The sequence below is a fragment of the Telluria sp. ZB4P34 genome (assembly GCF_059686055.1).
Window position 1 is genome coordinate 324992 of the sequence record NZ_JCASIF010000004.1, and the last position, 24084, is coordinate 349075.

The 24084-nt window shown below is 62.0% G+C and carries 19 protein-coding genes; 8 read left to right on the forward strand and 11 right to left on the reverse strand.

The window, feature by feature from the left end; all coding sequences use genetic code 11:
• Window positions 1-2: 2 nt before the first annotated feature.
• The 3 genes from AC56KL_RS10450 to AC56KL_RS10460 form a co-directional block, all read right to left on the reverse strand.
• Entirely contained in the window at window positions 3-1241 is a 1239-nt protein-coding gene (locus tag AC56KL_RS10450; RefSeq protein WP_497180084.1) for an efflux RND transporter periplasmic adaptor subunit, read from the reverse strand.
• Window positions 1238-2536 carry a TolC family protein gene (locus tag AC56KL_RS10455; protein ID WP_497180085.1) on the reverse strand — a complete coding sequence of 433 codons (1299 nt, stop codon included), beginning with the start codon at window positions 2534-2536 and terminating at the stop codon, window positions 1238-1240. The genes AC56KL_RS10450 and AC56KL_RS10455 overlap by 4 nt, the downstream gene beginning before the upstream one ends.
• Window positions 2537-3583: 1047 nt before the next feature.
• The gene (locus tag AC56KL_RS10460; RefSeq protein WP_497180086.1) at window positions 3584-4567 is read right to left on the reverse strand and encodes a hypothetical protein; all 984 of its coding nucleotides are present in this window, start codon (window positions 4565-4567) and stop codon (window positions 3584-3586) included.
• 340 nt (window positions 4568-4907) lie between these two features.
• On the opposite strand from AC56KL_RS10460, the gene AC56KL_RS10465 reads away from it, so the two are divergent.
• The 3 genes from AC56KL_RS10465 to AC56KL_RS10475 all read left to right on the forward strand — a co-directional run bounded on the left by AC56KL_RS10465 (window position 4908) and on the right by AC56KL_RS10475 (window position 8004).
• Complete coding sequence (locus AC56KL_RS10465; protein ID WP_497180087.1) at window positions 4908-5507, forward strand: recombinase family protein; 600 nt, start codon at window positions 4908-4910, stop codon at window positions 5505-5507.
• A gap of 176 nt (window positions 5508-5683) precedes the next feature.
• Window positions 5684-6031, forward strand: a complete 348-nt coding sequence (locus AC56KL_RS10470) for a hypothetical protein (protein ID WP_497180088.1) — start codon at window positions 5684-5686, stop codon at window positions 6029-6031.
• Window positions 6032-6768: 737 nt separating this feature from the next.
• Window positions 6769-8004 (forward strand): hypothetical protein, encoded by a 1236-nt coding sequence (locus AC56KL_RS10475; protein ID WP_497180089.1) that lies wholly within the window; start codon window positions 6769-6771, stop codon window positions 8002-8004.
• 254 nt (window positions 8005-8258) lie between these two features.
• Here AC56KL_RS10475 and rnhA read toward each other — a convergent pair whose 3' ends face one another.
• The gene (gene rnhA, locus AC56KL_RS10480; RefSeq protein ID WP_497180090.1) at window positions 8259-8717 is read right to left on the reverse strand and encodes a ribonuclease HI; all 459 of its coding nucleotides are present in this window, start codon (window positions 8715-8717) and stop codon (window positions 8259-8261) included.
• Window positions 8714-9487: a class I SAM-dependent methyltransferase gene (locus AC56KL_RS10485; RefSeq protein WP_497180091.1), complete on the reverse strand. Its 774-nt coding sequence runs from the start codon at window positions 9485-9487 to the stop codon at window positions 8714-8716. The genes rnhA and AC56KL_RS10485 overlap by 4 nt, the downstream gene beginning before the upstream one ends.
• Window positions 9488-9527: 40 nt before the next feature.
• Here AC56KL_RS10485 and gloB point away from each other — a divergent pair, with 40 nt between their 5' ends.
• Window positions 9528-10328, forward strand: coding sequence for a hydroxyacylglutathione hydrolase (gene gloB / locus AC56KL_RS10490; protein WP_497180092.1), 801 nt, complete (start codon window positions 9528-9530; stop codon window positions 10326-10328).
• Between the two features lie 129 nt (window positions 10329-10457).
• On the opposite strand, the gene aceB is transcribed toward gloB, so the two are convergent.
• Window positions 10458-12047, reverse strand: a complete 1590-nt coding sequence (aceB, locus tag AC56KL_RS10495; RefSeq protein WP_497180093.1) for a malate synthase A — start codon at window positions 12045-12047, stop codon at window positions 10458-10460.
• Between the two features lie 160 nt (window positions 12048-12207).
• Here aceB and AC56KL_RS10500 point away from each other — a divergent pair, with 160 nt between their 5' ends.
• Window positions 12208-13110, forward strand: coding sequence for a LysR family transcriptional regulator (locus AC56KL_RS10500; protein ID WP_497180094.1), 903 nt, complete (start codon window positions 12208-12210; stop codon window positions 13108-13110).
• Between the two features lie 104 nt (window positions 13111-13214).
• On the opposite strand, the gene AC56KL_RS10505 is transcribed toward AC56KL_RS10500, so the two are convergent.
• The 3 genes from AC56KL_RS10505 to AC56KL_RS10515 form a co-directional block, all read right to left on the reverse strand.
• Window positions 13215-13418, reverse strand: a complete 204-nt coding sequence (locus AC56KL_RS10505; RefSeq protein WP_027867533.1) for a cold-shock protein — start codon at window positions 13416-13418, stop codon at window positions 13215-13217.
• A 354-nt stretch (window positions 13419-13772) separates the two neighbouring features.
• Entirely contained in the window at window positions 13773-14423 is a 651-nt protein-coding gene (upp, locus tag AC56KL_RS10510; RefSeq protein WP_497180095.1) for a uracil phosphoribosyltransferase, read from the reverse strand.
• 116 nt (window positions 14424-14539) lie between these two features.
• Complete coding sequence (locus AC56KL_RS10515; RefSeq protein ID WP_497180096.1) at window positions 14540-16213, reverse strand: isovaleryl-CoA dehydrogenase; 1674 nt, start codon at window positions 16211-16213, stop codon at window positions 14540-14542.
• A 316-nt stretch (window positions 16214-16529) separates the two neighbouring features.
• On the opposite strand from AC56KL_RS10515, the gene AC56KL_RS10520 reads away from it, so the two are divergent.
• Both AC56KL_RS10520 and AC56KL_RS10525 read left to right on the forward strand, forming a co-directional pair.
• Window positions 16530-18263 carry a putative bifunctional diguanylate cyclase/phosphodiesterase gene (locus AC56KL_RS10520; protein ID WP_497180097.1) on the forward strand — a complete coding sequence of 578 codons (1734 nt, stop codon included), beginning with the start codon at window positions 16530-16532 and terminating at the stop codon, window positions 18261-18263.
• Complete coding sequence (locus AC56KL_RS10525; protein WP_497180098.1) at window positions 18260-19753, forward strand: HDOD domain-containing protein; 1494 nt, start codon at window positions 18260-18262, stop codon at window positions 19751-19753. The genes AC56KL_RS10520 and AC56KL_RS10525 overlap by 4 nt, the downstream gene beginning before the upstream one ends.
• A gap of 164 nt (window positions 19754-19917) precedes the next feature.
• On the opposite strand, the gene aroC is transcribed toward AC56KL_RS10525, so the two are convergent.
• Window positions 19918-21012 carry a chorismate synthase gene (aroC, locus tag AC56KL_RS10530; RefSeq protein WP_497180099.1) on the reverse strand — a complete coding sequence of 365 codons (1095 nt, stop codon included), beginning with the start codon at window positions 21010-21012 and terminating at the stop codon, window positions 19918-19920.
• A gap of 200 nt (window positions 21013-21212) precedes the next feature.
• Between aroC and AC56KL_RS10535 the strand changes: the two genes are divergently transcribed.
• Window positions 21213-23492 carry a GGDEF/EAL domain-containing response regulator gene (locus AC56KL_RS10535; protein WP_497180100.1) on the forward strand — a complete coding sequence of 760 codons (2280 nt, stop codon included), beginning with the start codon at window positions 21213-21215 and terminating at the stop codon, window positions 23490-23492.
• 121 nt (window positions 23493-23613) lie between these two features.
• Here AC56KL_RS10535 and AC56KL_RS10540 read toward each other — a convergent pair whose 3' ends face one another.
• The gene (locus tag AC56KL_RS10540) at window positions 23614-24066 is read right to left on the reverse strand and encodes a CBS domain-containing protein (protein WP_409724873.1); all 453 of its coding nucleotides are present in this window, start codon (window positions 24064-24066) and stop codon (window positions 23614-23616) included.
• Window positions 24067-24084: the final 18 nt, after the last annotated feature.

A 24084-nucleotide genomic window follows, 5' to 3' on the forward strand; every position in this document is an offset into this window, starting at 1 on the left:
GATCAGTGTTCATGTTCGGCACTCCCCTTGCCCTGCTCGGCTTTTACAACAAAGCTTCCCGTTGCAACGTACTCCGCGCCTGCGTTGAGCCCCTGAATGATCTCGACCATCTTGCCGTCACCCGCACCGACGGTGACAGGCTGCACCTGGAAGCCGTCTGCGACTTTCACGAATACGACTGACTTGCCTTCGATCGTTTGCACAGCGTCAGCTTGCACAGTAACAGCAGCATCCTTCTTGCCACGAACTACCGAGACATTGACAAATAATCCCGGACGCCAAGCGAGACCTGGGTTATCGATCACAACGCGTGCCGTTGCAGTTCTAGTCTGCTCTCCTAGCAAACTGCCTACGTAGCTGACCTTGCCGTTGACCGATTCGCTACCGGTTGAAGACTTGATCGTCACGCCCTGACCGACACGGATGGTGTCCAAGTCCTTCGCGCTGACCACGATCTGCACCCATACCTTCGACAGATCCGACAGTACAAAGGCGTTTGCATCTTCCTTGACCGCCTCCCCCTGCGTCAGGTGCTTTTCAACGACCACCCCGTTGAAAGGCGCGCGTAAGACAAATCGGTTGAGTGCACCGGAGCTACGCTCGGCACCCAGCGCGGCAAGCTTCGACCTTGCTGATTGCACTTCGATTTGGGCCTCTCGGTATTGCTGCTCAGCTTCCAGGTAATCCTGCTTTGCCGATATCTTGTCCTCCCACAGCTGCTTTTCGCGCTCATACGTCACGCGCGCAAACCCCAGACGCTTCTCCGTCGCGAGTGCTGCGCTACGCAGGTCGGCAAGCTCGGCGCTGGCGATTTCGGCTAGCACCTCTCCCGTCTTGACCTGCTGACCTAACGAAGCGGACACTGACTCGACCACACCCGAGACTCGTGGAACCACGTGCGCGGTCCGGTCCTCATTGAAGTGGACTTCGCCCGGAAGCGTCACGGTGGTTTCGATACTGGCTGCACCTGCCTTGGCTGTGACGATGCCAGCGCCTTGGATTTGCTGGGGAGTCATTTTGATGCGGCCAGGGGCAGTGTCGGCATGTCGTTCTTCTTTGCCTTCACCGCGCCTTTCCTCCTTGGAAGACGCCATTTCTATCGTCTCCTCTGCGTGCTCGCCTTCGCCTTCTGTTGCAGGGGCGTCTTTCTTCCAGAACAGAATCGCAAGTGCGAGGACAATGCCTACGGCAATAACCGTCAGGATCGAAAATGCCGATTTTTTATCGATGTTGGACTTCATGGGGATATCCTGGTATTCGAGGTGGCATCATCAGCGACGACATAACGACTGAGATCTGCGACTGCGCTGTAGCGGTCGGAGAGCGCCTGGGTGTATTGGGTACGGATTTGGAGCAGCGTTCGCTGCGCGTCGAGGACATCGAGGAAACTGAATTTGCCTGCCTCAAACCCTGTAACGGTCGATTCGAAAACGCGCTGCGCCCTCGGCAAGATGTCTTCGCGCATGGTGCGAACCTGTTCGCGCGACAGTTCCGCGCGCTGGAACGCCATCGTTAGTGACTGCCGCAGCCGCAACCGCTCCGCCTCAACTTCCGTCCGCGCCTTCTCGGCCCGTGAAAGCGAAGCCTGCAAACTGCCTTGATTTCGGTTGAATAGTGGAATTGGCAGCGATACACCAATGACGGCCTGCGAACGCCCGATCTCGTCATCCTTCTGCCGACCCGCGATCAAAGTAACGTCAGGCATGCGCTGGGACCGGTCCAGACCAACCTGCGCCTCCTCGCGCTCCGCTTGCAGGCGCGAGCGACGCAACTGCGGCAAGGTATCGAGTTGCTGCTGTAGCTCGTGAAGTGCTGGAGTCGGTGTCAGGTCAATTTCAGGGATGACTAAACGCTGTGATGTCGCAGCGGTTTCACCCCAGTACGCGGACAATGCATGCATCGCGATAGCCAGTTCACTTTGCGCCTGTACGACATCGAGTCGCGCCGATCCCTGAGCAACACTGGCCCGGTCCTGTTCGACAGGCGAGATCCGGCCAGCGGCAACCCGCTTTGCTGCCACATTCAAAGCCTTGGTGGCGACGTCGAGCGATGCTTGAGCGAGCTCAAGACGCTCCTGCGCGCTCAAAGCATCGAAGTAGGCCGTGGTGACATCGGCTCGAAGGTCGGTGCGAGCTACGCCCAGGTTTCCTTGCGCCAGACTGCGCTCGCGCTCCGCCAACGTAATACGGGCCGCGCGTTTACCTCCCAGTTCGATCACTTGGCTGATCTGAACCGTTTGCGTGCGATTGCCTCGTTGCGTTCCCTCGCGGACGTAGGAGAGCTCCGGATTACGAAGCAGGCCAGCCTGGCGGCGCGCTCCTTCTGCGATTGCTACGTCCAACGCAGCCGCACGCAAAGTAGGGTTGGTGGCAAGCGCCTTGCTGACGGCCTGATCGAGCGTGAGCGGCGTACCTGCGACCGGCGACGTTTGCTGGGTTGTCCCAGTGGATTGCGCTTGCGCTGTCATCTGCGCCGCACTCGGTACCGCCTGTGCAAATAGCACAGCCGCCCCGAGGACGAAATAATTTGAATGCATGAATAACTCCGGTTGTTGGAAACGAAGGTTATTCAGCAGCGAGACGTACCGGGACGGCCTGTCGGCCCTCCCGCACAAGGATGAGTGAAGTTATACGATCTGCCGCCGAATCAAACGGCGGAGATCCAGTTTGGCTTCTCGGGAGGCGCGGAAGTTAAGGAGGAGTAGCGCAGCGAGGTGACTGGCGGTGCAAGGCGCACAGCGTCTAGGACTGCTATCGCAGCAGGAAGCGCATCGAAGGACAGAGAGATGTGGGCGCAAGACGAACAGTGCGAATGCACCGATGCCTTTTTTGCTAATCCCGAAGATGGGTCCTTCTCAGCGGAGGCCATCTCATGCCCGTCAGCGTCCGAGGAATGGTGCCCGAAATGCTGGGCAGCGCGACCCGATTCGTGTTCGCAATAGGCCGCGACCACGCTCCAGCTTAGCTGAAGAGTGAGGATCGTTAAAACGAGGTAGATGAAGCGTCGGGCAGCCATATGAAAAAGTATAGCATGGGGCCTCAGCGGGCCTTGATGCTCAACGTCAAGGCAGCGGCGAAAGTTATTTTCTTTGTCCAATACGTAGCAATTGGCTCCAATCGTACGCACCACGATCAAATCGCGAATAGGTTCATTGCGCGTCCCGTCTGTCGACGGAGAGGCAGGGATTCGCCATGGCCATCATCGAACTGAGCGAACTTTAACTGATCTGCAAGGCTGATCGACGTCAAAGAATGCATCTCACAAGACGACATGTAACTGCTATCGTGCCGGGAACAAGAGGAGTAGCACCCCCACATGTGAAGATGCTCAGGGTGCCTAGCCAGAAAAATTGAGGAAATTAGAAATGTTGTCCTCAACCAACTTGAGAAGAGTGCCTAACTACATCGGCAAGCTGATTGAAGCTAGGGCGCAGAACAAGACTGCCGAGCCAACTTAAAGGAGGCCCAGCAGAGAAGTTACAGGAGTGACACGCCAAAATATTGCTAAGTATGCAACTTTGGCAGGCGCGGTTAGATCGATTCAGTCGAGCTCATAGTTCCTCCGTATTGACAATAAACCACACTTAGCGCTTTGTGACGATGAGTGTAAATCCAGATCCTGGTAACAACAAGCTCTTCGACGGGGCTACTACCCACCGTAAGAAACCTTGTCCATCTGTAGGTATACTATCACGATTCACCCCGGTGCCTGACCGCATGTACGTAATCTGGTAGCCAGATGAGATTTTGACGCGTACCTCCAAGCCAAAGACATACTTTTCAATGAGCACTGTGATGAATGGCTCAGTCAGCAGATTTTGCTCCAGCTCGAACGTTCGTTCGACCTCAACAGTACGTTCCGCGTCGATGTGACCAGCCAGCGGATATTCAATAAATAAGCCGTCTTTAAGTGCGTTAGGTGCTGAAGGAATCGCCGTTCTTGTATCAATAATTGAATTGCCAATGCGCAAATAGGTAAGCCGCTTCGAACCATTTACAGTCAACCACTGCCTGAATTTAGGTGACTCTACGCCGACAGGAATTTTTAATGTAGTTTTGAGAGTATTTAAAATCTTCGCTGTTCCATCATTAGCCACCGAAATGTCATAGGTAACGCTAACATCGTGATATGTGTGTGACAGCTCCAGATCACTATTCAGAAAGGTTTCATATATCTTCTGGGTAACCTTCGATGCGTCACTGTCAAGCGTTCGATCGAGCATCGACTTAGTTAAGTTTGTCCAATTCTGCCGAGACTGCTCTGAAGTATGGATTTTACTAGGATGGTAAAGTGCGTCCATCAGATGCGCTTGAAATATTTCGGCGAACTGAGAAGATTTGACGATAGCAGTAAAAACACCACTAACTAATACTGCAGTTCCCGCAACACCAGACGCTTGTGCAATCGCGCTTAAGATTGGCGCATCAGTTTGAGAATAATACGCACTAATAAAGCTGCGAAGTAGCAATAACGCTAGCCCTAAGATTGTTCCTACGAGTAAGGGCCGACGTTGAAATGGATTCCAAAATGAATCCAGTAACAATTTTTTTACAGTCTCTAAAGACATAACAGGAACCCTAGTTTATATAATTCTAGAACTCATCTCCGACCCAGGCCTAATTGGTTTCATCCGATGGCGCGAATCGAAATTAGTAACAGTGCCACAATGTACGCGGGTTCCGCGTGCAATGCTTTGTAGCACGTCAGTATAATGGATTGTTGTCTTCATGGCAAGATAGTATTTCTAAAATCATATTCGCACGCTCAATTAGTGCGCAGCAAGGGCAGAAGTTGTAACTTGCGAACCACCCACAATCAGCCCGGTTTTGCTAGATCAGAAGTTACTGTACGAGACCTATGAGCTGGGCCATAATGACCGTGCTAACTTTCGCACCATGGAGGACGGGTTGAGCAACATCGCCTACTACAGAGTATCGACCAACGGTCAGTCCATCGAGGCGCAACGTGCCGCGCTGTCACACGGCATCACCCTCGACAAGGAATTCAGCGATGAAGGCGTATCGGGCGGCATTCCTGCCCTGCATCGCCCTGGGTTCCATCAACTCATGAGCTACGTCCGCGAAGGCGACACGCTACATGTGTACGCCGTGGACCGCCTGGGACGTGACGCAATCGACGTACAAATGACGATTAAGACCTTGCTAGCGCGGAAGGTAACGGTCCATGTCCGTGGCCTTGGACCAATCGCAGCGGGCGTTGGGGAACTCATCGTAGCGGTGCTCGCACAGGTTGCAGAGATGGAGAAGGCCCGGATTGCCGAGCGGACCTCGACCGGACGTATCCTTGCGAAAGAGTCATTGACCGCGACTGGTTTGACCCACCGTGGCAAGGCGAGTCTTGGTCGCCCTGCTAAAGCAGATGCGGCATCTGTCAGGATTTGGAAAGAGGATAACAAGATGTCGATCAGTGCAACCGCTAGACACTTTCAACTATCGGAGAGCACAGTCAAACGATACTGCGCCGCCTCCTCAACTATCTCTCCGTAGCAACATCTGGCAGCGAACACCTCTTCACTTGCGACGCTACCTACATCCTAGAGGTGCAATGGTCACTTGGATTTGTGGCAACTAAGTATGGACCTGCCATACAAGAAGTTATAAACTTGCACTTACGAAATGTGCGACCAGGTCTTAAATTTACACCCCGCCTAAAAAGGAAAAACATGCGGACAATGTTAATTCGTCTGACCGCAGCCGCTGCGATGTTGATAAGCATAGCAGCCTACGGTAATGAGATCGAAATTCCGAGAGCGCCCGGAGACAAAGGTAAGTATTTTCTGCTCGACCTGAAGCGTAAAGACGCCATCATTACCACGCTACACAAGCGAGTCGGCGTGTACGAGACAGGGTATTCAAAAACACAAATTAATTGTGGAACCCGGCAGTATCGCGACATGGCCTACAGCGAGGAAGGCCCGGACAGACTGAAGCCTGCGTCCGGTAGCAAGTGGACCGACTTGGTTCAGGGGTCAAGCAAGTCATATTTAGTAGCGTTCGCCTGCAGCCGCTAGCGAATAGCAGATGGATTACAAATGAGGCAAGGCAACGACCAGCTGGTTACGAGCTCTAGGGGGCGTGGTCGCGTAGCATCGTCGACCTCCTTGGATACCAACACCGAAAGATCCATCCCAGCTTGCCACGAGGCATGATAGTCTCCGAGCTGCCAATTTTTGGATACACCATGAAAGTTTTCTGGTCTTGTCGTTTCGCCCTGCTAATGCCCTTCCGTATAAGCTCTCTACTGCACCTTTTCTCAGAACAAAAAAAATCACCCTCAGGTGATTTTTTGTTTTAGCTTATTGATACTACCAGACCTGCTTCAAAGGAACTTCGGTAGAACCAAACTCGCCAAGCTGTGTTCGTCGAACAACTTCATCTTGGCTCATATGTCCGAATTTACCAGTCGCATCAGGTAGATTACTGACACTAACGTTCGCGCGGAGCCTCTGGAACTTGGATCGCATTTCTTCCGCCGTCATTGAACTATCAAACGCTAGCGACGGAATGTGAAACACCTGCTGCGCGCGACGACCAATCTCAACCTGGTACTGGACTAGCGAATCCATTTGAGCTTCGCCACCAATCGCCGTTTGAGAGCTGGTTTCGTCGCCTGGTTGGGAGGAAACGATGTGTGTTCTTAGCCTAGCCATGCTGCCCCTCTCCTCTATCGATACCTTATCAGTGTAGCACGGCAACACTTGCTTCCCTGCGTGGTAAGCTTTAAAGCTGTCAACTTTTGGATTACGCCATGAAAGTCTTTTGGTCGTGGCAGAGCGACACGCCTGCCAAGAATAATCACTACTTTGTCCGTGACGCGCTAGAAATAGCACTACAAAAGGTCGCTACCGAACTGGACCTTGACGAAGCCGATCGACCCGAAATTGATCACGACACCAAGGACGAACCTGGTCTTGTCTCGATCGTTGACACAATCTTCGAAAAAATTGAGCGCGCCAAGGTATTTGTCGGCGACGTGACGTATGTTGGTGCGACACCGAATGGCAAGTTGCTGCCTAATCCAAACGTCATGATCGAACTTGGACACGCGCTCACCTCGCTCGGCCACGAACGAATTATTCTTGTTGCGAACAAAGCGTATGGCGGGAAACCAGAGGACTTGCCTTTCGATCTGCGTCATCGACGGGCTCCCATCACCTATACGCTAGCGGAAGGTGCCACTACGTCTGAGCGCAACAAAGCTAAGGAAGCCTTAGCAAAGGCTCTTGCCGGAGCACTATCGCTCAGCCTAGGCAGAGTCATCGAGGATGCGGCCAAGGAGGCCAAGTTCCCGCTGATGGCAGCACGCGAAAACGACCGCTCAACATGGTTGAACGCTGGCGAAAAAATTGAGCACCACGATTATTTTCACGATGGAGCCACCGAAAGCTGGAATGTTCTAGAGGAGCCTCGGTTCTACATGCGAGTAATTCCGGCAAATTACGCTCGCAACAAAACGCCACGAGAAATTCACGATCTAGGAGCCAATGGCGCTCTACCAAAGTTGGGACCTTGGCGCAGTGGCGACGGGGGAGTGAACTCACGAGGCGTGGTCCATGTAGGAATAGCCCAGGACCGGACAGTGTCTGCGGCGACTCAATGGTTCAAGGAAACCAGTGAAATCTGGGCATTTAACTGCCACGCGTCTTTTCAAGAAGATGCGTCGTCTCCCCGTCTGCTAGCGGACGTTACGATACCGAAAAGTTGGAGCAAGCATCTGGACGCGACTTTGGGATTTCTGACAATCCTCGGCGTAACAGGACCTCTACATGTCGAGGCTGGCGTTACAGGCATTAAAGAAGCGAAATGGCTTGGCGACTTTGGAAGGCAATACGCAGGTCTAGCAGGGGAAATTCACTTGCAGCGCGCCGAAGCAAAATGGGATGAAAGCATCCGACGCCAATTTCTCACCGATGCGTACAACCTGCTACGTGATGCCTACAACCAGCCGCGCCTAAGTGTCGAGGAGTTCCTAGCACTACGATGACTTCAAGACAAAAGTGTAAACAGATAAAGGCCAACACCGCCCATCGTTTACACTTTTCGCATAATGCAAAAATGGAAAATTCCCGGACTAGCTCCGCACAGAGTGAATGCACTCACTCACTCGCCGTTTACACTGCTGTCTACTATATAGAAGAGGACAATCTGGCGCATGGGCATACAGGGTGGGTTGAAGCGAATTGCAGTATAGCAAACCGCGGCAGGCGCCGCGGCCTGCCGTTGCGCACGCGAGGCAAATTAACGACGCACCGAGGCCGCGCCGCGGTTGGCCAGCACGTCGGCGCGCTCGTTGCCCGGGTGGCCGTTGTGGCCGCGCACCCAGCGCCATTCGACCGCGTGCTGCTGCTGCGCCAGGTCGAGCGCCTTCCACAGGTCGTCGTTCTTCACCGGCTCTTTGGTCGAGGTCTTCCAGCCGCGCGCCTTCCAGCCGTGGATCCATTCCGAGATCCCCTTCTGCACGTACTGGCTGTCGGTGTGCAGGACGACCTGGCACGGACGGTTCAATACACCCAGCGCCTCGATGACGGCGCGCAGCTCCATGCGGTTGTTGGTGGTGTTCGGCTCGCCGCCGAAGATTTCCTTCTCGTGGCCGCCCGAGACCAGCAGCGCGCCCCAGCCGCCCGTGCCGGGATTGCCCTTGCAGGCGCCGTCGGTGAAGATGTCCACCTTGGTTGGATTCGTTTGTGCGTCGTTCATTCTCTGTTTGCCGCCGGCACCGCTGCCGGCCGCTTGCTCGTTTTCTTGTTCCATGCAGGTCCGATGATGTGCATGCCCTTGACCCGCTTGATGGCGTGGACGACGTACACGGCGCCCAGGTAGGGCCACCAGCGCCGGCCGGCCGTTTCCATCATCGAGAACCGGCTCAGCCAGTGGGCCGTCCGGCACGGCGGCGCGTAGCAGCCGAAGTGGCTACGCGTGGCGCCGAGATTCAGCAATTTTAACCAGTCCTTCAGGCGCGGCATAGAGATGAACTCGCCGGAAGCCGGCAGGTAGCCGCTGCGGGTGACCTTGCCGACGCCCTGGCGCATGCCCCACAGGCTGGCCGGGTTGAAGCCGCAGATGATCAGCTGCCCTTCCGGAATCAGGACGCGCTCGACTTCGCGCAGCACCTGGTGCGGCTCGGCAGCGAACTCGAGCACGTGCGGCAACACCACGAGGTCGATGCTGTGCGAGGCGAAGGGCAGATCTTCGAAATCGAGCGCGACGGCGATCTGCTTGCCTCCCGCGGCAAACGCCAGTTCGTCGGTGCTCGAGCTGCGGATCGCCGCCTGCCACTTGTTGGGCATGCGGTTGGCCGCCAGCGCGTCCAGCTGCGGCACGCCGATCTGCAGCGCATTGAAGCCGAAGATGTCGGCGGTGAGCTCGTCGAGGCAGGCCTGCTCGAAGGCGCGCACGTAGGCGCCCGCCGGCGATTGCAGCCAGTGGTCGAGCGCTATAATGGATTTTTCCGATGCTGCGCTGCCCATGCCATTCCTTCAGCCCGCTGTAGAGCCCAACGTCAACCATATGACCAAGCAAGCACGCCAGGACCTGTCGGTCCTTACCGTTCCAGCCTTTAACGACAATTACCTGTGGGTGATCCATGACGGCGTCCATGCGGCCGTGGTCGACCCGGGCGATGCCGGTCCGGTCCAGGACGCGCTGGACGCGCATCGCCTTACCCTCACTGCCATTCTACTCACCCATCACCATGCTGACCATATCGGCGGTGTATCAGTCCTGCTGGAAAGAAGTGCGGTGCCGGTGTTCGGACCGCGCAAGGACGGGATCGAGGGCATCACGCAGGCGCTCGGCGATGGAGACCGCATCACGGTGCCGGGGCTCGATCTGGAGCTCGGCGTGCTGGACGTGCCCGGCCATACCCTCGGCCACATTGCCTACGTGCGGCGTACGGCGGGCGCGCACTGGCTGTTCTGCGGCGACACCCTGTTCGCCGGCGGCTGCGGGCGCCTGTTCGAAGGCACGCCAGCCCAGATGGCGGACTCGCTCGCCAGGCTGGCCGCGCTTCCCGACGATACCCTGGTGTATTGCGCGCACGAGTACACGGTGTCGAACCTGAAGTTTGCACGGGCCGTCGAGCCCGGCAACCAGGGACTGGCGCTGCGCATGCAGGATGCGAGCCGCAGGCGCGGCACGCAGCTGCCGACCGTGCCTTCGACCATCGGTCTGGAACGGGGCACGAATCCCTTCCTGCGCTATACGGAACCGGAGATCGTGAAGAGCCTGGTGGACGCGGGCAGGCTGAAGGAAGGCGCTTCGCCGATCGAGGCATTTACGGCACTGCGCGAATGGAAGAATACGTTTTAGCGTAGGGTGGGCGGCTTGGCCGCCCACGCGTTCACATCACGCTTGTGTAGACGCACCGCTGCTCTGTCCTGTTCCTTGAACGCGTGGGCGGAAGACCCGCCCACCCTACGAATATCGTCCGGTAATGCTTTATATTTCTTCGTACAGCGGCAGCGTGAGGAACTCGGCGAAGGTATCCGAGGTCGACATCTGCTCGAAGATCTCGGCCGCGCGCGCATAGCTCGGGCTGTCTCCGTTGGGCGCCACCGCCTTCACCTTGGCCAGCTCTTCCGGGATCATCGCACGCACCATCTCCTGCGTCACCTTGCGCCCATCCTCCAGCACGCCCTTCGGCGTACGGATCCATTGCCACACCTGCGAGCGGCTGATCTCGGCCGTGGCCGCGTCTTCCATCAGGTTGTGGATCGGAACACAGCCGTTGCCGGCCAGCCAGGCGCCCAGGTAGTGGATGCCGACGTTGATGTTGTAGCGCAGGCCTTCTTCCGTGATCGGCGTCTCCGGCTTGAAGTCGAGCAGTTCGGCCGCCGTCACGTCAACGTCTGGACGCACCTTGTCGATCTGGTTGGGGCGGTCGCCCAGCACGTTCACGAATTCCGTCATCGCCAGGTCCACCAGCCCCGGGTGCGCCACCCAGCCGCCGTCGTAGCCATCAAGCGCATCGCGTGCCTTGTCCTTACGCACGCCCCCCATCGCGATCTCGTTCTTCGCCGGGTCGTTCTTGATCGGGATCAAGGCCGACATGCCGCCGATCGCCGGCGCGCCGCGCCGGTGGCAGGTCTTGAGCAGCAACAGCGCATAGGCGCGCATGAAGGGCGCCGTCATCGTCACCTTGGCGCGGTCGGCCAGGCAGAAGTCCTTGTCCAGCTTGAACTTCTTGATGCACGAGAAGATGTAGTCCCAGCGGCCCGCGTTCAGGCCGGCGCTGTGTTCGCGCAGTTCGTACAGGATCTCGTCCATCTCGAAGGCGGCCAGGATGGTCTCGATCAGCACGGTCGCCCGGATCGTGCCGCGCGGCAGGCCGAGCGCTTCCTGGGTCATCACGAAGATGTCGTTCCACAGCCGCGCTTCCAGGTGCGATTCCATCTTCGGCAGGTAGAAGTACGGCCCCGCGCCCCTGGCCAGTTGTTCCCTGGCGTTGTGGAACATGAACAGCGCGAAATCGAAGATGCCGCCCGCGACGCGCTTGCCGTCGACCAGCACGTGCTTCTCGTCGAGGTGCCAGCCGCGCGGGCGCACGACCAGGGTCGCCACCTTGTCGTTGAGCCGGTAGGTCTTGCCGTTCTGCTCGAGCGAAATCGTGCGGCGTACGGCATCGACCATGTTCAGCTGGCCCGTGATCTGGTTGTCCCAGTTCGGGGTATTCGAATCCTCGAAGTCGGTCATGTAGCTGTCGGCGCCCGAGTTCAGCGCATTGATGACCATCTTGCGCTCGACCGGCCCGGTGATCTCGACGCGGCGGCACTGCAGCGCCTGCGGAATCGGGGCGATCTTCCAGTCGCCCTCGCGGATATGCGCCGTCTCGGGCAGGAAGTCCGGACGCTCGCCCGCGTCCAGGCGGCGTGCGCGCTCGGCGCGGGCGGCCAGCAGTTCCTGGCGGCGCGGCTCGAAGGCGCGGGTGAGCTGGGCAACCAGCGCGAGCGCATCGGGTGTCAGGATCTGTTCGTAACCAGGCTTGATCTCGGCCGTGATCTGCATGCCTTCGGGGGTGGCGATCGTCATTGCGCTTGCTCCTGTAGATGAGAAACCGGTGCCGCCCGGCGCCGACTGCGCGCCGTGGCGTTTTGTCTAAGCATCAAGTATATTCACTTCCAGATAGCTAAACGATACAATTTCTCACTACATCTGTGCGTTTTTGTATCAAATCGATGGGGACCGGCGCGTGGACAAGTTCAGGCAGATATCGACCTTTGTGGAAGTAGTGGCGCGCGGCAGCCTGTCGGCGGCGGCGCGCGCCGAGGGCATCGCGCCGGCCATGATCGGCCGGCGCCTCGATGCGCTCGAGGCCAGGCTCGGCGTCAAGTTGCTGCAAAGAACCACGCGCCGCCTCGTGCTCACCGACGAGGGCGCTGCCTTCCTCGAGGATTGCCAGCGCATCCTGACCGAGCTCGAGGAAGCCGAGTCGGCGGCCGCCGAGCGCAGCGCGCGCGCCACCGGCCACCTGTTCGTGTCGGCGCCGGCCGGCTTCGGCCGCCAGCACGTGGCGCCGCTGCTGCCCTCCTTCCTTGCCGAGCACCGCGAAGTGACGGTGAACCTGAACCTGACCGACCGCCTGGTCGACGTCGTCGGCGAAGGCGTGGACGTGGCGATCCGCATCGCCAGCCTGAGCGATTCGAACCTGGTCGGCGCCAAGCTGGCGGACAACCACCGCGTGGTGGTCGGCACACCGGCCTACCTGAAGCGGCACGGCAGGCCGCGCAGCCTGGCCGACCTGGCCCGGCACAACTGCCTGGCGATCAGCAGCGAAGGGAGTCAGCGCGGCTGGACTTTCCTCGACAAGGGCAAACCGGTCACCTTGAAGGTGGGCGGAAACATGGAATGCAATGATGGCGCCGTGCTGCACGCCTGGGCGTTGGCCGGCAAGGGCCTGGCCTGGCGCTCGATGTGGGAAGTGGGCGCGCAGATCGCGGCGGGAGAACTGTGCACGGTACTGGACGAGTACGCCGCGCCCGGCAACGATATTCATGCTGTCTTTGCGCAGCGCCAGCATCTGCCCTTGCGGATACGCGCTTTCGTCGATTTTCTACGGCGAAGCTATTCCCAGCCGGAATATTGGCGAATTTGACGGCCGCGTGGCCTCTCCTCCCCATGCTGGAGTGATCGCGGCAAACTCATGGACAAAAAAAATCCCCGGCAATCCGGGGATTTTTTGCCATCGCTGGAGAGCGATTACAGCGGCTGAATGTTCGCGGCCTGCTTGCCCTTAGGGCCGGTGGTCACGTCGAACGAGACGCGCTGGTTCTCTTGCAGCGATTTGAAGCCGTTGCTCTGGATTGCCGAGAAGTGTGCGAACAGATCTTCGCCGCCTTCATCAGGAGTGATGAAGCCGAAACCCTTCGAGTCATTGAACCATTTAACGATGCCAGTTGCCATTACAATTTCCTATTTCAGTTAAGTGGGCTTGCGCCCGTTTAAGATCGTTTGAAGAAGCAAGAAAGGAATGACAGACTAACTGCACTACTACCTACAACCCAACGATCCCGCATTATACCGAATAAAAACGGTGGAACACGTACTTCGCAAAATAAAAAAGCCCACGTTCACAACATTTCCCATAAAAATTCCTAGGTTCAACTTTTATGGAGGCTGTTTTTTGATTCGGCACCAAGGAAAATATAGGCCATCGAGTGGACGTAAATTTGCGCGGCATCAAAGGATTCGAGAATGCTTTATTGCGCTCATGCATTATCGACCGGGCCGAATACGGCTAGCCGGACAGCATGGGGCCTACTTGGTGCCGAAGATGCGGTCGCCCGCATCGCCCAGGCCCGGGACGATATAGGCATCCTGGTTCAGGTGCGAGTCGAGCGAGGCGACATAGACTTTCACGTCCGGGTGCGCCTTCTGGAATACCTCGATGCCCTCGGGTGCGGCCACCAGGGCCAGGAACAGGATGTGCTCGCTCGGCACGCCGCGCTTCTTCAGCACGTCGACGGCGTGCACGGCCGAGTTGCCGGTCGCGACCATCGGGTCGCACAGGATGAAGGTGCGCTCGCTGGTATCCGGCAGACGCACCAGGTATTCGACCGGCTCATGGGTGTCCGGGTCGCGGAACACGCCGATGTGGCCGACGCGGGCCGACGGCACCAGTTCCAGCAGCCCGTCGCTCATGCCGATGCCGGCGCGCAGGATCGGCACGATCGCCAGCTTCTTGCCGGCGATGACCGGCGCTTCGATCGTCATCAGGGGCGTCTGCACGGTGCGGGTGGTCAGCGGCAGGTCGCGTGTGATCTCGTACCCCATCAAGAGCGTGATTTCCCGCAGCAGCTCGCGGAAGGTGCGCGTCGAGGTGTCGTGCTCGCGCATATGCGACAGCTTGTGCTGGATGAGCGGATGATTCAGGATAAAGAGATTGGGAAAGCGCGGATCTTGTTTCATGGTCGGTATCAAACGTGCGTTGGTGTGAAGCATCGAGCGGCATTATCCCAGCCGCGCGTTCATTTGTCCCTTTTTTCTGCGCATCTCGATAAGCGCCAAGCGTGCGCAGGGATAGTTCAGGCCGCGAGCGCCCGCTCGAGGATCCGCGCGCAGTCGCTCGCCGCGGGCAAGCGGCCGAAAGCACCGCCCGGCTCGACCGCAATGCGCGAAGCCACGAAGGCATCGGCCACGAAGGCCGGCGCATGGCGCAGCAGCAGCGCCCCCTGCACCGCCAGCACCAGGCGCTCGGCCAGGCGCCGCGCTCCACCCTCGTCCAGGGCCAGCGCTGGCAGCTCGTCCAGCAGGCGAGCGGCATATGCGGCGAAACGCGGGTCGAGCGCGGCGGCCGGTTCCAGTTCCGCGGCAAGCACCGCGCGCGCGTCCGGCAGCGACTTGCCGAGCGCGCGCAGCACGTCGAGGCACATCACGTTGCCCGAGCCCTCCCAGATCGAATTGACGGGGAATTCACGGTACAGGCGGGCCAGCGGGCCATCTTCGACATAGCCGTTGCCGCCCATGACCTCCATGGCTTCGGCGCCGAAGGCCGGGCCGCGCTTGCAGATCCAGTACTTGCCGGCCGGCGTCAGGATGCGCCCCAGCAGCGCCTGTTGCAGGTCCCCGCCCTCGTCGAAGCAGCGCGCCAGGCGCAGGGCGAACGCGGTGGCGGCCTCGGATTCGATGGCCAGGTCGGCCAGCACGTTCTGCATCAAGGGCTGTTCGCCGAGCAGCCGGCCAAAGGCGCTGCGTCCGCGCGCGTGGTGCAGCGCATGGCACAGGGCCGCGCGCATGATGGCGGCGCTGCCGAGCACACAGTCGAGGCGGGTATAGCCGCCCATTTCGAGGATGGTCGGGATGCCGCGCCCCGGGGCGCCAACCATCCAGCCGAGCGCGCCCTGGAACTCGACTTCGCACGAAGCGTTCGAGCGGTTGCCCAGCTTGTCCTTCACGCGCTGCACCCGGATCGCGTTGCGGCTGCCGTCGCCCAGGTAACGCGGCACGAAGAAGCAGCTCGGCCCGCCGCTGCCGCCCCCGTCGGTCTGGGCCAGGACCAGGTGGGCGTCCGACTGCGGCGCCGAAAAGAACCATTTGTGCCCGACGATGCGCCATGCCTCGCTGTCCGCGCCCGGCGGCAGCTCGCCCGCCGGGAACGGCTCGGCGCGCGTCGTGTTGGCGCGCACGTCGCTGCCGCCCTGCTTCTCCGTCATGCCCATGCCCACCAGCACGCCGCGCTTCTGCGCCACCGGCAGCGGGCGCGGGTCGTATTCGGTCGACAGCAGCTTGGGCAGCCATGCGGCGGCCCAGGCAGGCGCGCGGCGCAGCACCGGCACCGCGGCGAAGCTCATGGTCACGGGACACTGCACGCCGTTCTCCACCTGGCCGAACAGCAGGTACTGGGCCGCGCGCGCCACCTGGGCGCCGGGCCGCGGATCGCGCCAGGGGGCGCAATGTGCGCCGGCATGGACCAGCATCTCCATCAGCCGGTGCCAGGCCGGGTGGAACTCGATCTCGTCGACCCGCCGGCCGCTGCGGTCGAAGCTCACCAGGCGCGGGCCGTTGACGTTGGCAAGGCGCGCCAGGTCGAGCACTTCCGCGCGCCCGAGCTCGGCGCCCAGGTGGTCGAGGCTGTCGCGCGCCCATCCGCCACCCTCGCGTTCGAGCGCCTCGCACAATGCCGCATCGCAGCGAAACAGGTTCACATCCGCGAACGGAGGCGCCTGGTTCAGCACTTCATGGGTGTCGAACCGGTTCATCGTGCGGGTCTCCCATCGCGTATGTTGCAATCCAGCATCATTCCAGGCTCCGATGACCATACAATATTTGCTAAGCGGAAAGAATCGGCGACAATGGGCGTCGACCACCCTGGTCCGGGCAACACGACGCTAACCCAACGGCCGAATCAATGCAAGCCGCTGCGCCAGCGCAAGGATTGGGGAAACGAAGGCTGCGCTTGTGATTTCTAATGCTTGTAGGAATCTTTCGATGCTAGAGTCGAGTCTGGTTCGATAGGCTTGCATGATTCACACGCGCCGGTCAGCGTGCCCGCAACAAGAAGGCAGACAACCAAGAATGCACACCAGTTCCACCGCCGCCATCCTCGGGCCACGCCAGGGAATCCCGGCACTGCTCGACAGTCTGCTCGAAGCGGCCGGCGACATCGTGTTCCGCGTCACCCCGGGCGGGCAGATACGCGCCGCCAGCCGCCGCGCGCTGACGCTCGCCGGCGTGGAGATCGGCGGGCGCTCGGTGATCGCACTGGTCCATGACGTCGACCAGGAGGCGCTGCGCACCGCCCTGCTGGCCACCGGCGCACGGCGCGAACCGTCCCAGGTCGAGGCGCGCTTCCGCTGCGGCGAGCGCGACATCTGGTTCGACCTGCGCATTGCCAGCATCGCGACAGGGGACGACGCCTCGCTGCTCGTCATCGGCCGCGACATGTCGGCCCAACACGCCACCGAGGAGCGCCTGCGCCACATGGCGACCCACGATTCGCTCACCGAACTGCCGAACCGGGTGCTGCTGTCGGACCGGATCCGCATGGTGATCGCGAATGCGCGCCGCTCGGGCCAGGGCTTCGCCATCGCCACCATTGGCCTGGACGGCTTCAAGAAAGTCAATGACGGCCTTGGCCATGGCGTGGGCGATTCGGTGCTGCGCATGGCCGCCGGGCGCCTGCGCCGCACCCTGCGCGACAGCGACACCCTGGCCCGGGTCGGCGGCGACGAATTCGTGGCGGTGCTGCCGGGCTCAAACAACGAAGCGCAGATCAAGCTGGTCACCGGGCGCCTGATGGCCGCCCTGCAGTCGCCCTTCGAGATCGACGGCCATACGATCTACCTGGCCGGCTCGATCGGCGTGTCGGTCTATCCCGAGCACGGCGAGGACGAAGTGCGGCTGGTGACGCTGGCCGACACCGCCATGTCGCGCGCCAAGGAAACCGGCCGGGCCCGCACCGTCACCTACAGCCCGTCCGACCAGGGCCCGCCCGAGCACGACATCTCGCTCGAGGCCGCGATGTTCAATGCGGTCCGAGAAGGAGAGTTCCAGCTCTACTACCAGCCGATCGTCGACGCCAGGAGCCGCACCATCGAGGGCTTCGAGACCCTGATGCGCTGGAAGCACCCGACGCTCGGCATGGTGCCGCCGGTGCGCTTCATCCCGATCGCCGAGACCAACGGCCTGATCAACCTGCTCGGCGCCTGGGCGCTGAAGGCGGCCTGCATGCAGATCCGCCAGTTCGAGGAAGTGGCCGGGCGCGAGCTGTACATCTCGGTCAACATCAGCCCGCGGCAGTTCAGGAGCGACAAGTTCCTGACGGTGCTGGACGATGCGCTGGCGCTGTCCGGGACCGCAGGGAGCAAGCTGGTGCTCGAGATCACCGAAGGCACGCTGATGGTCGACCCGGCGCATGCCGAGGCGGTGCTGGCCAAGATGGCCGAGCGCGGCGCGCGCATCGCGATCGACGACTTCGGCACCGGCTACTCGAGCCTGGCCTACCTGAAGCGCTTCCCGATCTCGGTGCTGAAGGTCGACCGTGCCTTCGTGAAAGACCTGCCGGGCGCAGAGAAGGATGCGGCGATCTGCAACGCGGTGCTCGACCTGGCCAAGCACCTCTCGCTGTCGGTGGTGGCCGAAGGGGTCGAGACCGAGGCGCAGCTGGCCTGGCTCGACAACCTGGGCTGCCACTACGTGCAGGGCTACCTGACCGGCAAGCCGATGCCGGCCCACGTGGCGCTCGCGGCCCTGAAAGAAAATCTTTATACAGAATTACTCCCGCACGACGTCCGTGCGGCCACACCATGACCACACCCCCCCCCACCCCGCGCTCGCCCAGAGCCGACGCCACCCTCTCCCTGCTGTGGGAACGCATCCGCAAGCAGGGCGACATGCCGGGCTTCACCAGGGCCATCAACGCGATCCTCGCCTCGATGCGCGGCGAGGACGAGCGCGAGTTCTCGATGACGCAGACGGTGCTGTCGGATCCGGTCCTGACCCAGAAGGTGCTGCGCCTGGCCAACAGCGGCATGTACTCGGCCTTCGGCCAGCGCATCAATACCGTGTCGAAAGCCGTGCTGGTGCTGGGCACCGAGGCGATCGGCCACCTGGCGCTCGGGCTGAAGCTGATCGAGGAACTGGCCAAGTCCACGCCGGACACCGAGACCGCCCACATCGAAATGGAAAAGGCGGTGCTGGCCGGGATGGTGGCCCAGCAGGTGGCGGCCAGCGCCGTGGCGCGCGACCCGGAAGAAGCCGTGGTGTGCGCGATCCTGCACTCCCTCGGACGCATGATGGTCACCTTCTACATGCCGGAACGCTGGGTCCAGCTGCGCGAGACCGGGGGCTCCGGCAGCGAGGAGCATGCGGCCGACTCCATCCTCGGGCTGTCGCTGGAAGACATCGGCCGCGCCACCGCCGAGCAATGGGGCCTGCCGCGCAACCTGATCGCCGGCATGCGCCGGGTCGAGCCGAGCGAGCGCGGCGAAGGCTTTGGCCACGACGACTGGCTGGCCGCACTGGGCACCATGTCGACCCAGGCCGCGGAGGCCCTGTGGCACGACGACGAAAGCGCCGCCACCCGCGTGGCCGCGCTGGCGGAGAGCTTCGCGCCGATGCTGGGCGTGGAGCCGACCGGCATCCTCGGCGCGATCGACAAGGCGCGCGAGACGGCCGCCTCGGATCTCACCATCGCCCCGCTGGCCAAGCCCGCCGAGAAGCGCGCCAAGCTGGCCGCCGCGACCCGCAAGCGCATGGCCGGCAACAAGGTCCTGATGAGCGGCGTGGCCGACATGCGCGACGCCGGCGTGGCGGCCACCCCCGGCCAGATGATGTCGATGGCGCTCGAGACCATGCACAAGGGCCTGTCCTTCACCCGGTCCTTCGCCTTCCTGCGCAACCGCCGCGAGGGCAGGTACGCCGCCCGCCTGGGGCTGGGCGACGGCAGCAAGGCCCTGATGCCGGCCCTGGTGTTCGACGACGGCTACGAGCCGAACGTATTCCATGCCGCGCTGGGCAGCGACCGCGTGATCTTCGTCGAGAATGCACGCGACGCCAAGTTCTCCGCCAAGCTGCCCGGCTGGTGGAAAGAAGTGCTGGGCCAGGCCAGATGCTTCGTCGTGATCCCCCTGTGCGCGCACGGGCAGCCGGCCGGCTTCATCTACGGCGAATGGGACGACAGCTTCCCGTCGGTGGTGCTGAGCCAGACCGAGTTCTCGCTGCTGAACGACCTGCGCGGGCTCGTGGTGCGGACGGTGGAGAGGCGGCACCAGGTGGAGGCGGTGGCGACGCGGGTGTGAGGGCGTCCTTGCCGATCGCAACCCGAATCAGCACTACCGGCGCATGAACCGTCGCCCCGGCGCAGGCCGGGGCCCAAGTTTGCTGCGGCGCCGCGACGGCATCCGCGAGGCGCCGTCACCAAGCGACCGAATTGGATCCCGGCCGAGCCAACAGCCCGGCAGCCTCACCCCAGCTTTGGCGTCCCCACCCTCACATCCCCGCACTGCGCCCGGTGCATCAGCGCGTGATCGATCAGCACCAGCGCCAGCATCGCTTCGGCGATCGGCGTCGCGCGGATGCCTACGCAGGGGTCGTGGCGGCCGAAGGTCTCGACCACGACCTGCTTGCCGTCCTTGTCGATCGAGCGGCGCGGCGTACGGATCGACGAGGTCGGCTTGATGGCGATCGACACCGTGATGTCCTGCCCGGTCGAGATCCCGCCCAGCACCCCGCCCGCATTGTTCCCCACGAAGCCCTCCGGGGTCAGCTCGTCGCCGTGCTCGGAGCCCTTCTGCGCCACCGACGCGAAGCCCGCACCGATTTCCACGCCCTTGACCGCGTTGATGCCCATCATGGCGTAGGCAATGTCGGCATCGAGCTTGTCATAGATCGGCTGGCCCCAGCCGACCGGCACGCCGCGCGCCACCACGTCGATGCGCGCGCCGATCGAATCGCCGGCGCGGCGCAGCTCGTCCATCGCCGCTTCCATGCGCGCCAGGAGCGCGCTGTCGGCAGTCGCGGCAAAGAAGGGGTTGGCATGCACGTGCTCGAAGGATTCGAAGGGCACGGCGATGTCGCCCAGCTGGCGCATGCAGCCGAAGAACTCGGTGCCGTACTGCTCGCGCAGCCATTTTTTGGCCACCGCACCGGCGCCGACCACCGGCGCCGTCAGGCGCGCCGACGAGCGGCCGCCGCCGCGCGGGTCGCGCACACCGTATTTGTGCCAGTAGGTGTAGTCGGCATGGCCCGGCCGGAAGGTCTCGACGATGTTACCGTAGTCCTTGCTGCGCTGGTCTTCGTTGGGGATCAGCAGCGCGATCGGCGTGCCGGTCGTGACGCCCTGGTACACGCCCGACAGGATCTGCACCCGGTCCGCTTCCTGGCGCTGCGTCACGTGGCGCGAGGTGCCCGGCTTGCGGCGGTCGAGTTCGGGCTGGATGTCGGCTTCGGACAAGGCCATGCCGGGAGGACAGCCGTCGATCACGCAGCCGATGGCCGGACCGTGCGACTCGCCAAACGTGGTTACGGAGAACAGCTTGCCGAAAGAATTACCGGACATGGGGTAGCCTGCTTGATTGTGGATTTGCCATTCTACCAGCCCTGTCGTCAAGGCGAAGGGAGCGCAATCTTGCGCTTCCGGACTAGATAGTTGCCACACGGATACATATTTGTCGAACCATCCCGTTTTGCGGCTTACCCATTAGCAATTGGATATATACTGATTGCATCAAAAGCCCAGCAATACTGGAGATGTAGCGCATGCCTGTTCCGACAACGCCCCCAGGCCACCTGACGGAAGCGAACGACGACCGCGACGACCTGGTGTTCGTCGACGAGACCGCGGCGCCCGCGCCCCGGCTGCAGGCCGCCCCATGGCGCATCCTGGTCGTGGACGACGACGCCGACGTGCATTCGACCACTACCTTCGCGCTGAAGAACGTCGAGATGCAGGGCCGCCCGCTGGAATTCCTGCATGCCTATTCGGCGCTCGAAGCGCGCAGCCTGCTCGAGCGCGAACCCGACATCGCCGTGGTGCTGCTCGACGTGGTGATGGAGCGCCCCGACGCCGGCCTGCAGCTGGTGCGCCAGATCCGCGAGGAGCTGGGCATGATCGAGGTCCGCATCATCCTGCGCACCGGCCAGCCGGGTTATGCGCCCGAGCTCGACGCCATCCGCGGCTACGACATCAACGATTACCGCACCAAGTCGGAACTCACCCGCACCAAGCTGTACACGGCGGTGGCCGCCGCGGTGCGCTCTTACCAGCAGCTGCGCGCGCTCGACGCCAGCCGTGCCGGCCTCGAACACATCCTCTCGGCCGGCGCCCAGCTGATGACCCTGCATGGGGTGCGCGACGTGGCCCAGGGCGTGTTGCGCCAGGCCGCTACCCTGCTCGGCCAGGCACCGGGCGGCGTGCTGTGCGTACGCGAGAGCGGCCAGGGCCGGCCCGACGTGCTGCACGTGGTCGCGGCGGCGGGCGAGCTGGCCCCGCTCGAGGGCGCCGAACTGAGCCCCCTCAAGCAGCCGGTGCTGGCCGGGGAAGTGGCGCGCACCCTGCGCGAGCGCGCCAGTCACGATCACGCCGGCTGGCTGTCCCTGCATTTCCCCGGCAAGGCCGGGCGCGACTTCGCCGCCTGCATTCCCTTCGCACGCAAGGTCGGCGAGATCGAGCGCCGCCTGCTCGACGTGTTCGCCAGCGTCGTGGCCGTGGGCCTGGATAACGTGGAACTGGTGACGCACCTGAACCAGGCCGCCTTCCGCGACCAGCTGACCGGCCTGCCGAACCGCACCCGCCTGGTCGAGCTGATCGATGCCCGCCTGGCCTCGCCGCAGCGCGGCGCCGACGTGCTGGCCCTGGTCGACCTGGACCACTTCGCCGAGACCAACGACGCGCTCGGCCACCATTTCGGCGACCTGCTGCTGGCGGCGGTAGGCCGGCGCCTCGCGTCCCGCCTCATGGACGGCAATGGCCGGCACCTGGACGTGGCGCGCATCGGCAGCGACATCTTCTGCGTGCTGGGCGACGCCGGCGCGGTGCACCCGGCCGCGATCCAGGCGCTGTTCCGCGAGCCCTTCCATATCGACGGCCAGGACGTGCAGGTATCGTGCACGCTCGGGCTGGTGCGCCTGGTCGAGCACGACGGCAGCGGCGCGGACGCGCTCAAGGACGCCGACATCGCCCTCAAGCGCGCCAAGTCGCAGCAGCGCGCCGGCCACTTCTATTTTTCGCGCAGCATGGGCGTCGAGATCCGCGAGCGCGTGCGCATGATGCACGCCTTGCGCAGCGGCTTCCAGCGCGGCGAACTGTTCCTGGCCTACCAGCCGCAGGTGGACCTCGCCAGCAACCGCGCCTTCGGGGCCGAGGCGCTGCTGCGCTGGCGCACCGAGGACGGCCGCCTGATCGGACCGGACCGCTTCATTCCGATCGCCGAGTACTCGGGCCTGATCGTCGACATCGGCGAATGGGTGCTGCGCCAGGCCCTGGCCGAACTGGTGCGCCTGCGCGCGGCCGGCCACGGGACATTCACGATGTCGGTGAACGTGTCGCAGGTGCAGTTCCGCCACCCGCATTTCGTCGATATGCTGCGCCGCGCGCTGGACGACACCGGGGCCCCGCCCGAGTACGTGGAACTCGAAATCACCGAATCGATGGCGATGGAAGAGCCGGCGCTGCTGGTCGAGAAGCTGGCCCAGGTGAAGCGCACCGGCGTGTCGATCGCGATCGACGACTTCGGCACCGGCTTCTCGTCGCTGTCGCACCTGCAGCGCCTGCAGGTCGACCGCCTCAAGATCGACCGCACCTTCGTTACCGAAATCACCGGCTCGGCGCGCGGCAGCAGCATTGCGGAAATGGTGATCCAGCTGGGCCGCAACCTGGGCCTGTCGATCATCGCGGAAGGGGTCGAGGACGAACGCCAGGCGCATATCCTGCGCACGCTGGGCTGCCCGCTGGCGCAGGGCTTCCTGTTCTCGCGGCCGCTGTCGCCGGAGGCGCTGCTGGAGTGGCTAAGGAATCAGGCGCTGATCGAAGCAGCCTGAGAGCCGTAGGGTGGGCGGCTTGTCCGCCCACGCGGTGATCGCGAGCGGCTCCGCTCTCGTACCGGATGATCTCGCCGATAACCATCGCCGCGTGGGCGGGAGACCCGCCCACCCTACGACATCAATCCTCGGCGGCCTGCTCGGCCGGCCAGTCGCGGATATACGCCTTCAGCATGCGGTTCTCGAAGCTCTGCGCCTCGAGCACGGCCTTGGCCACGTCGTAGAACGAGATCACGCCCAGCAAGGTGCGGGCATTCATCACCGGCAGGTAGCGCGCGTGCTTTTCCAGCATGATGCGGCGCACTTCGTTGACTTCGGTGTCCGGGGTGACGGTGATCGGGCTGTCGTCCATCACCTTGCGCACGGTGCCGTTGCCGAGGGCCCCGCCCTGCGCGTGCAGTTCCTTGATCACTTCGCGGAAGGTCAGCATGCCGACCAGGTCGCCGTACTCCATGACGACCAGCGAGCCGATGTCCCTTTCCGCCATCGTCGCGGCAGCCTGTACGAGCGGCATGTCCGGCGTGACGGTATAGAGGATTTCGCCTTTCACCTGCAGGATCTCGGAGACTTTCATGGTGGCCACCCCGTCCGG

Bases quoted from the DNA above. Each gene is read 5' to 3' on its own strand.
- AC56KL_RS10450 (WP_497180084.1), bottom strand. From the start codon at position 1,241: ATGAAGTCCAACATCGATAAAAAATCGGCATTTTCGATCCTGACGGTT.
- AC56KL_RS10455 (WP_497180085.1), bottom strand. From the start codon at position 2,536: ATGCATTCAAATTATTTCGTCCTCGGGGCGGCTGTGCTATTTGCACAG.
- AC56KL_RS10460 (WP_497180086.1), bottom strand. From the start codon at position 4,567: ATGTCTTTAGAGACTGTAAAAAAATTGTTACTGGATTCATTTTGGAAT.
- AC56KL_RS10470 (WP_497180088.1), top strand. From the start codon at position 5,684: ATGCGGACAATGTTAATTCGTCTGACCGCAGCCGCTGCGATGTTGATA.
- AC56KL_RS10475 (WP_497180089.1), top strand. From the start codon at position 6,769: ATGAAAGTCTTTTGGTCGTGGCAGAGCGACACGCCTGCCAAGAATAAT.
- rnhA (WP_497180090.1), bottom strand. From the start codon at position 8,717: ATGAACGACGCACAAACGAATCCAACCAAGGTGGACATCTTCACCGAC.
- AC56KL_RS10485 (WP_497180091.1), bottom strand. From the start codon at position 9,487: ATGGGCAGCGCAGCATCGGAAAAATCCATTATAGCGCTCGACCACTGG.
- gloB (WP_497180092.1), top strand. From the start codon at position 9,528: ATGACCAAGCAAGCACGCCAGGACCTGTCGGTCCTTACCGTTCCAGCC.
- aceB (WP_497180093.1), bottom strand. From the start codon at position 12,047: ATGACGATCGCCACCCCCGAAGGCATGCAGATCACGGCCGAGATCAAG.
- AC56KL_RS10505 (WP_027867533.1), bottom strand. From the start codon at position 13,418: ATGGCAACTGGCATCGTTAAATGGTTCAATGACTCGAAGGGTTTCGGC.
- upp (WP_497180095.1), bottom strand. From the start codon at position 14,423: ATGAAACAAGATCCGCGCTTTCCCAATCTCTTTATCCTGAATCATCCG.
- AC56KL_RS10515 (WP_497180096.1), bottom strand. From the start codon at position 16,213: ATGAACCGGTTCGACACCCATGAAGTGCTGAACCAGGCGCCTCCGTTC.
- AC56KL_RS10520 (WP_497180097.1), top strand. From the start codon at position 16,530: ATGCACACCAGTTCCACCGCCGCCATCCTCGGGCCACGCCAGGGAATC.
- AC56KL_RS10525 (WP_497180098.1), top strand. From the start codon at position 18,260: ATGACCACACCCCCCCCCACCCCGCGCTCGCCCAGAGCCGACGCCACC.
- aroC (WP_497180099.1), bottom strand. From the start codon at position 21,012: ATGTCCGGTAATTCTTTCGGCAAGCTGTTCTCCGTAACCACGTTTGGC.
- AC56KL_RS10535 (WP_497180100.1), top strand. From the start codon at position 21,213: ATGCCTGTTCCGACAACGCCCCCAGGCCACCTGACGGAAGCGAACGAC.
- AC56KL_RS10540 (WP_409724873.1), bottom strand. From the start codon at position 24,066: ATGAAAGTCTCCGAGATCCTGCAGGTGAAAGGCGAAATCCTCTATACC.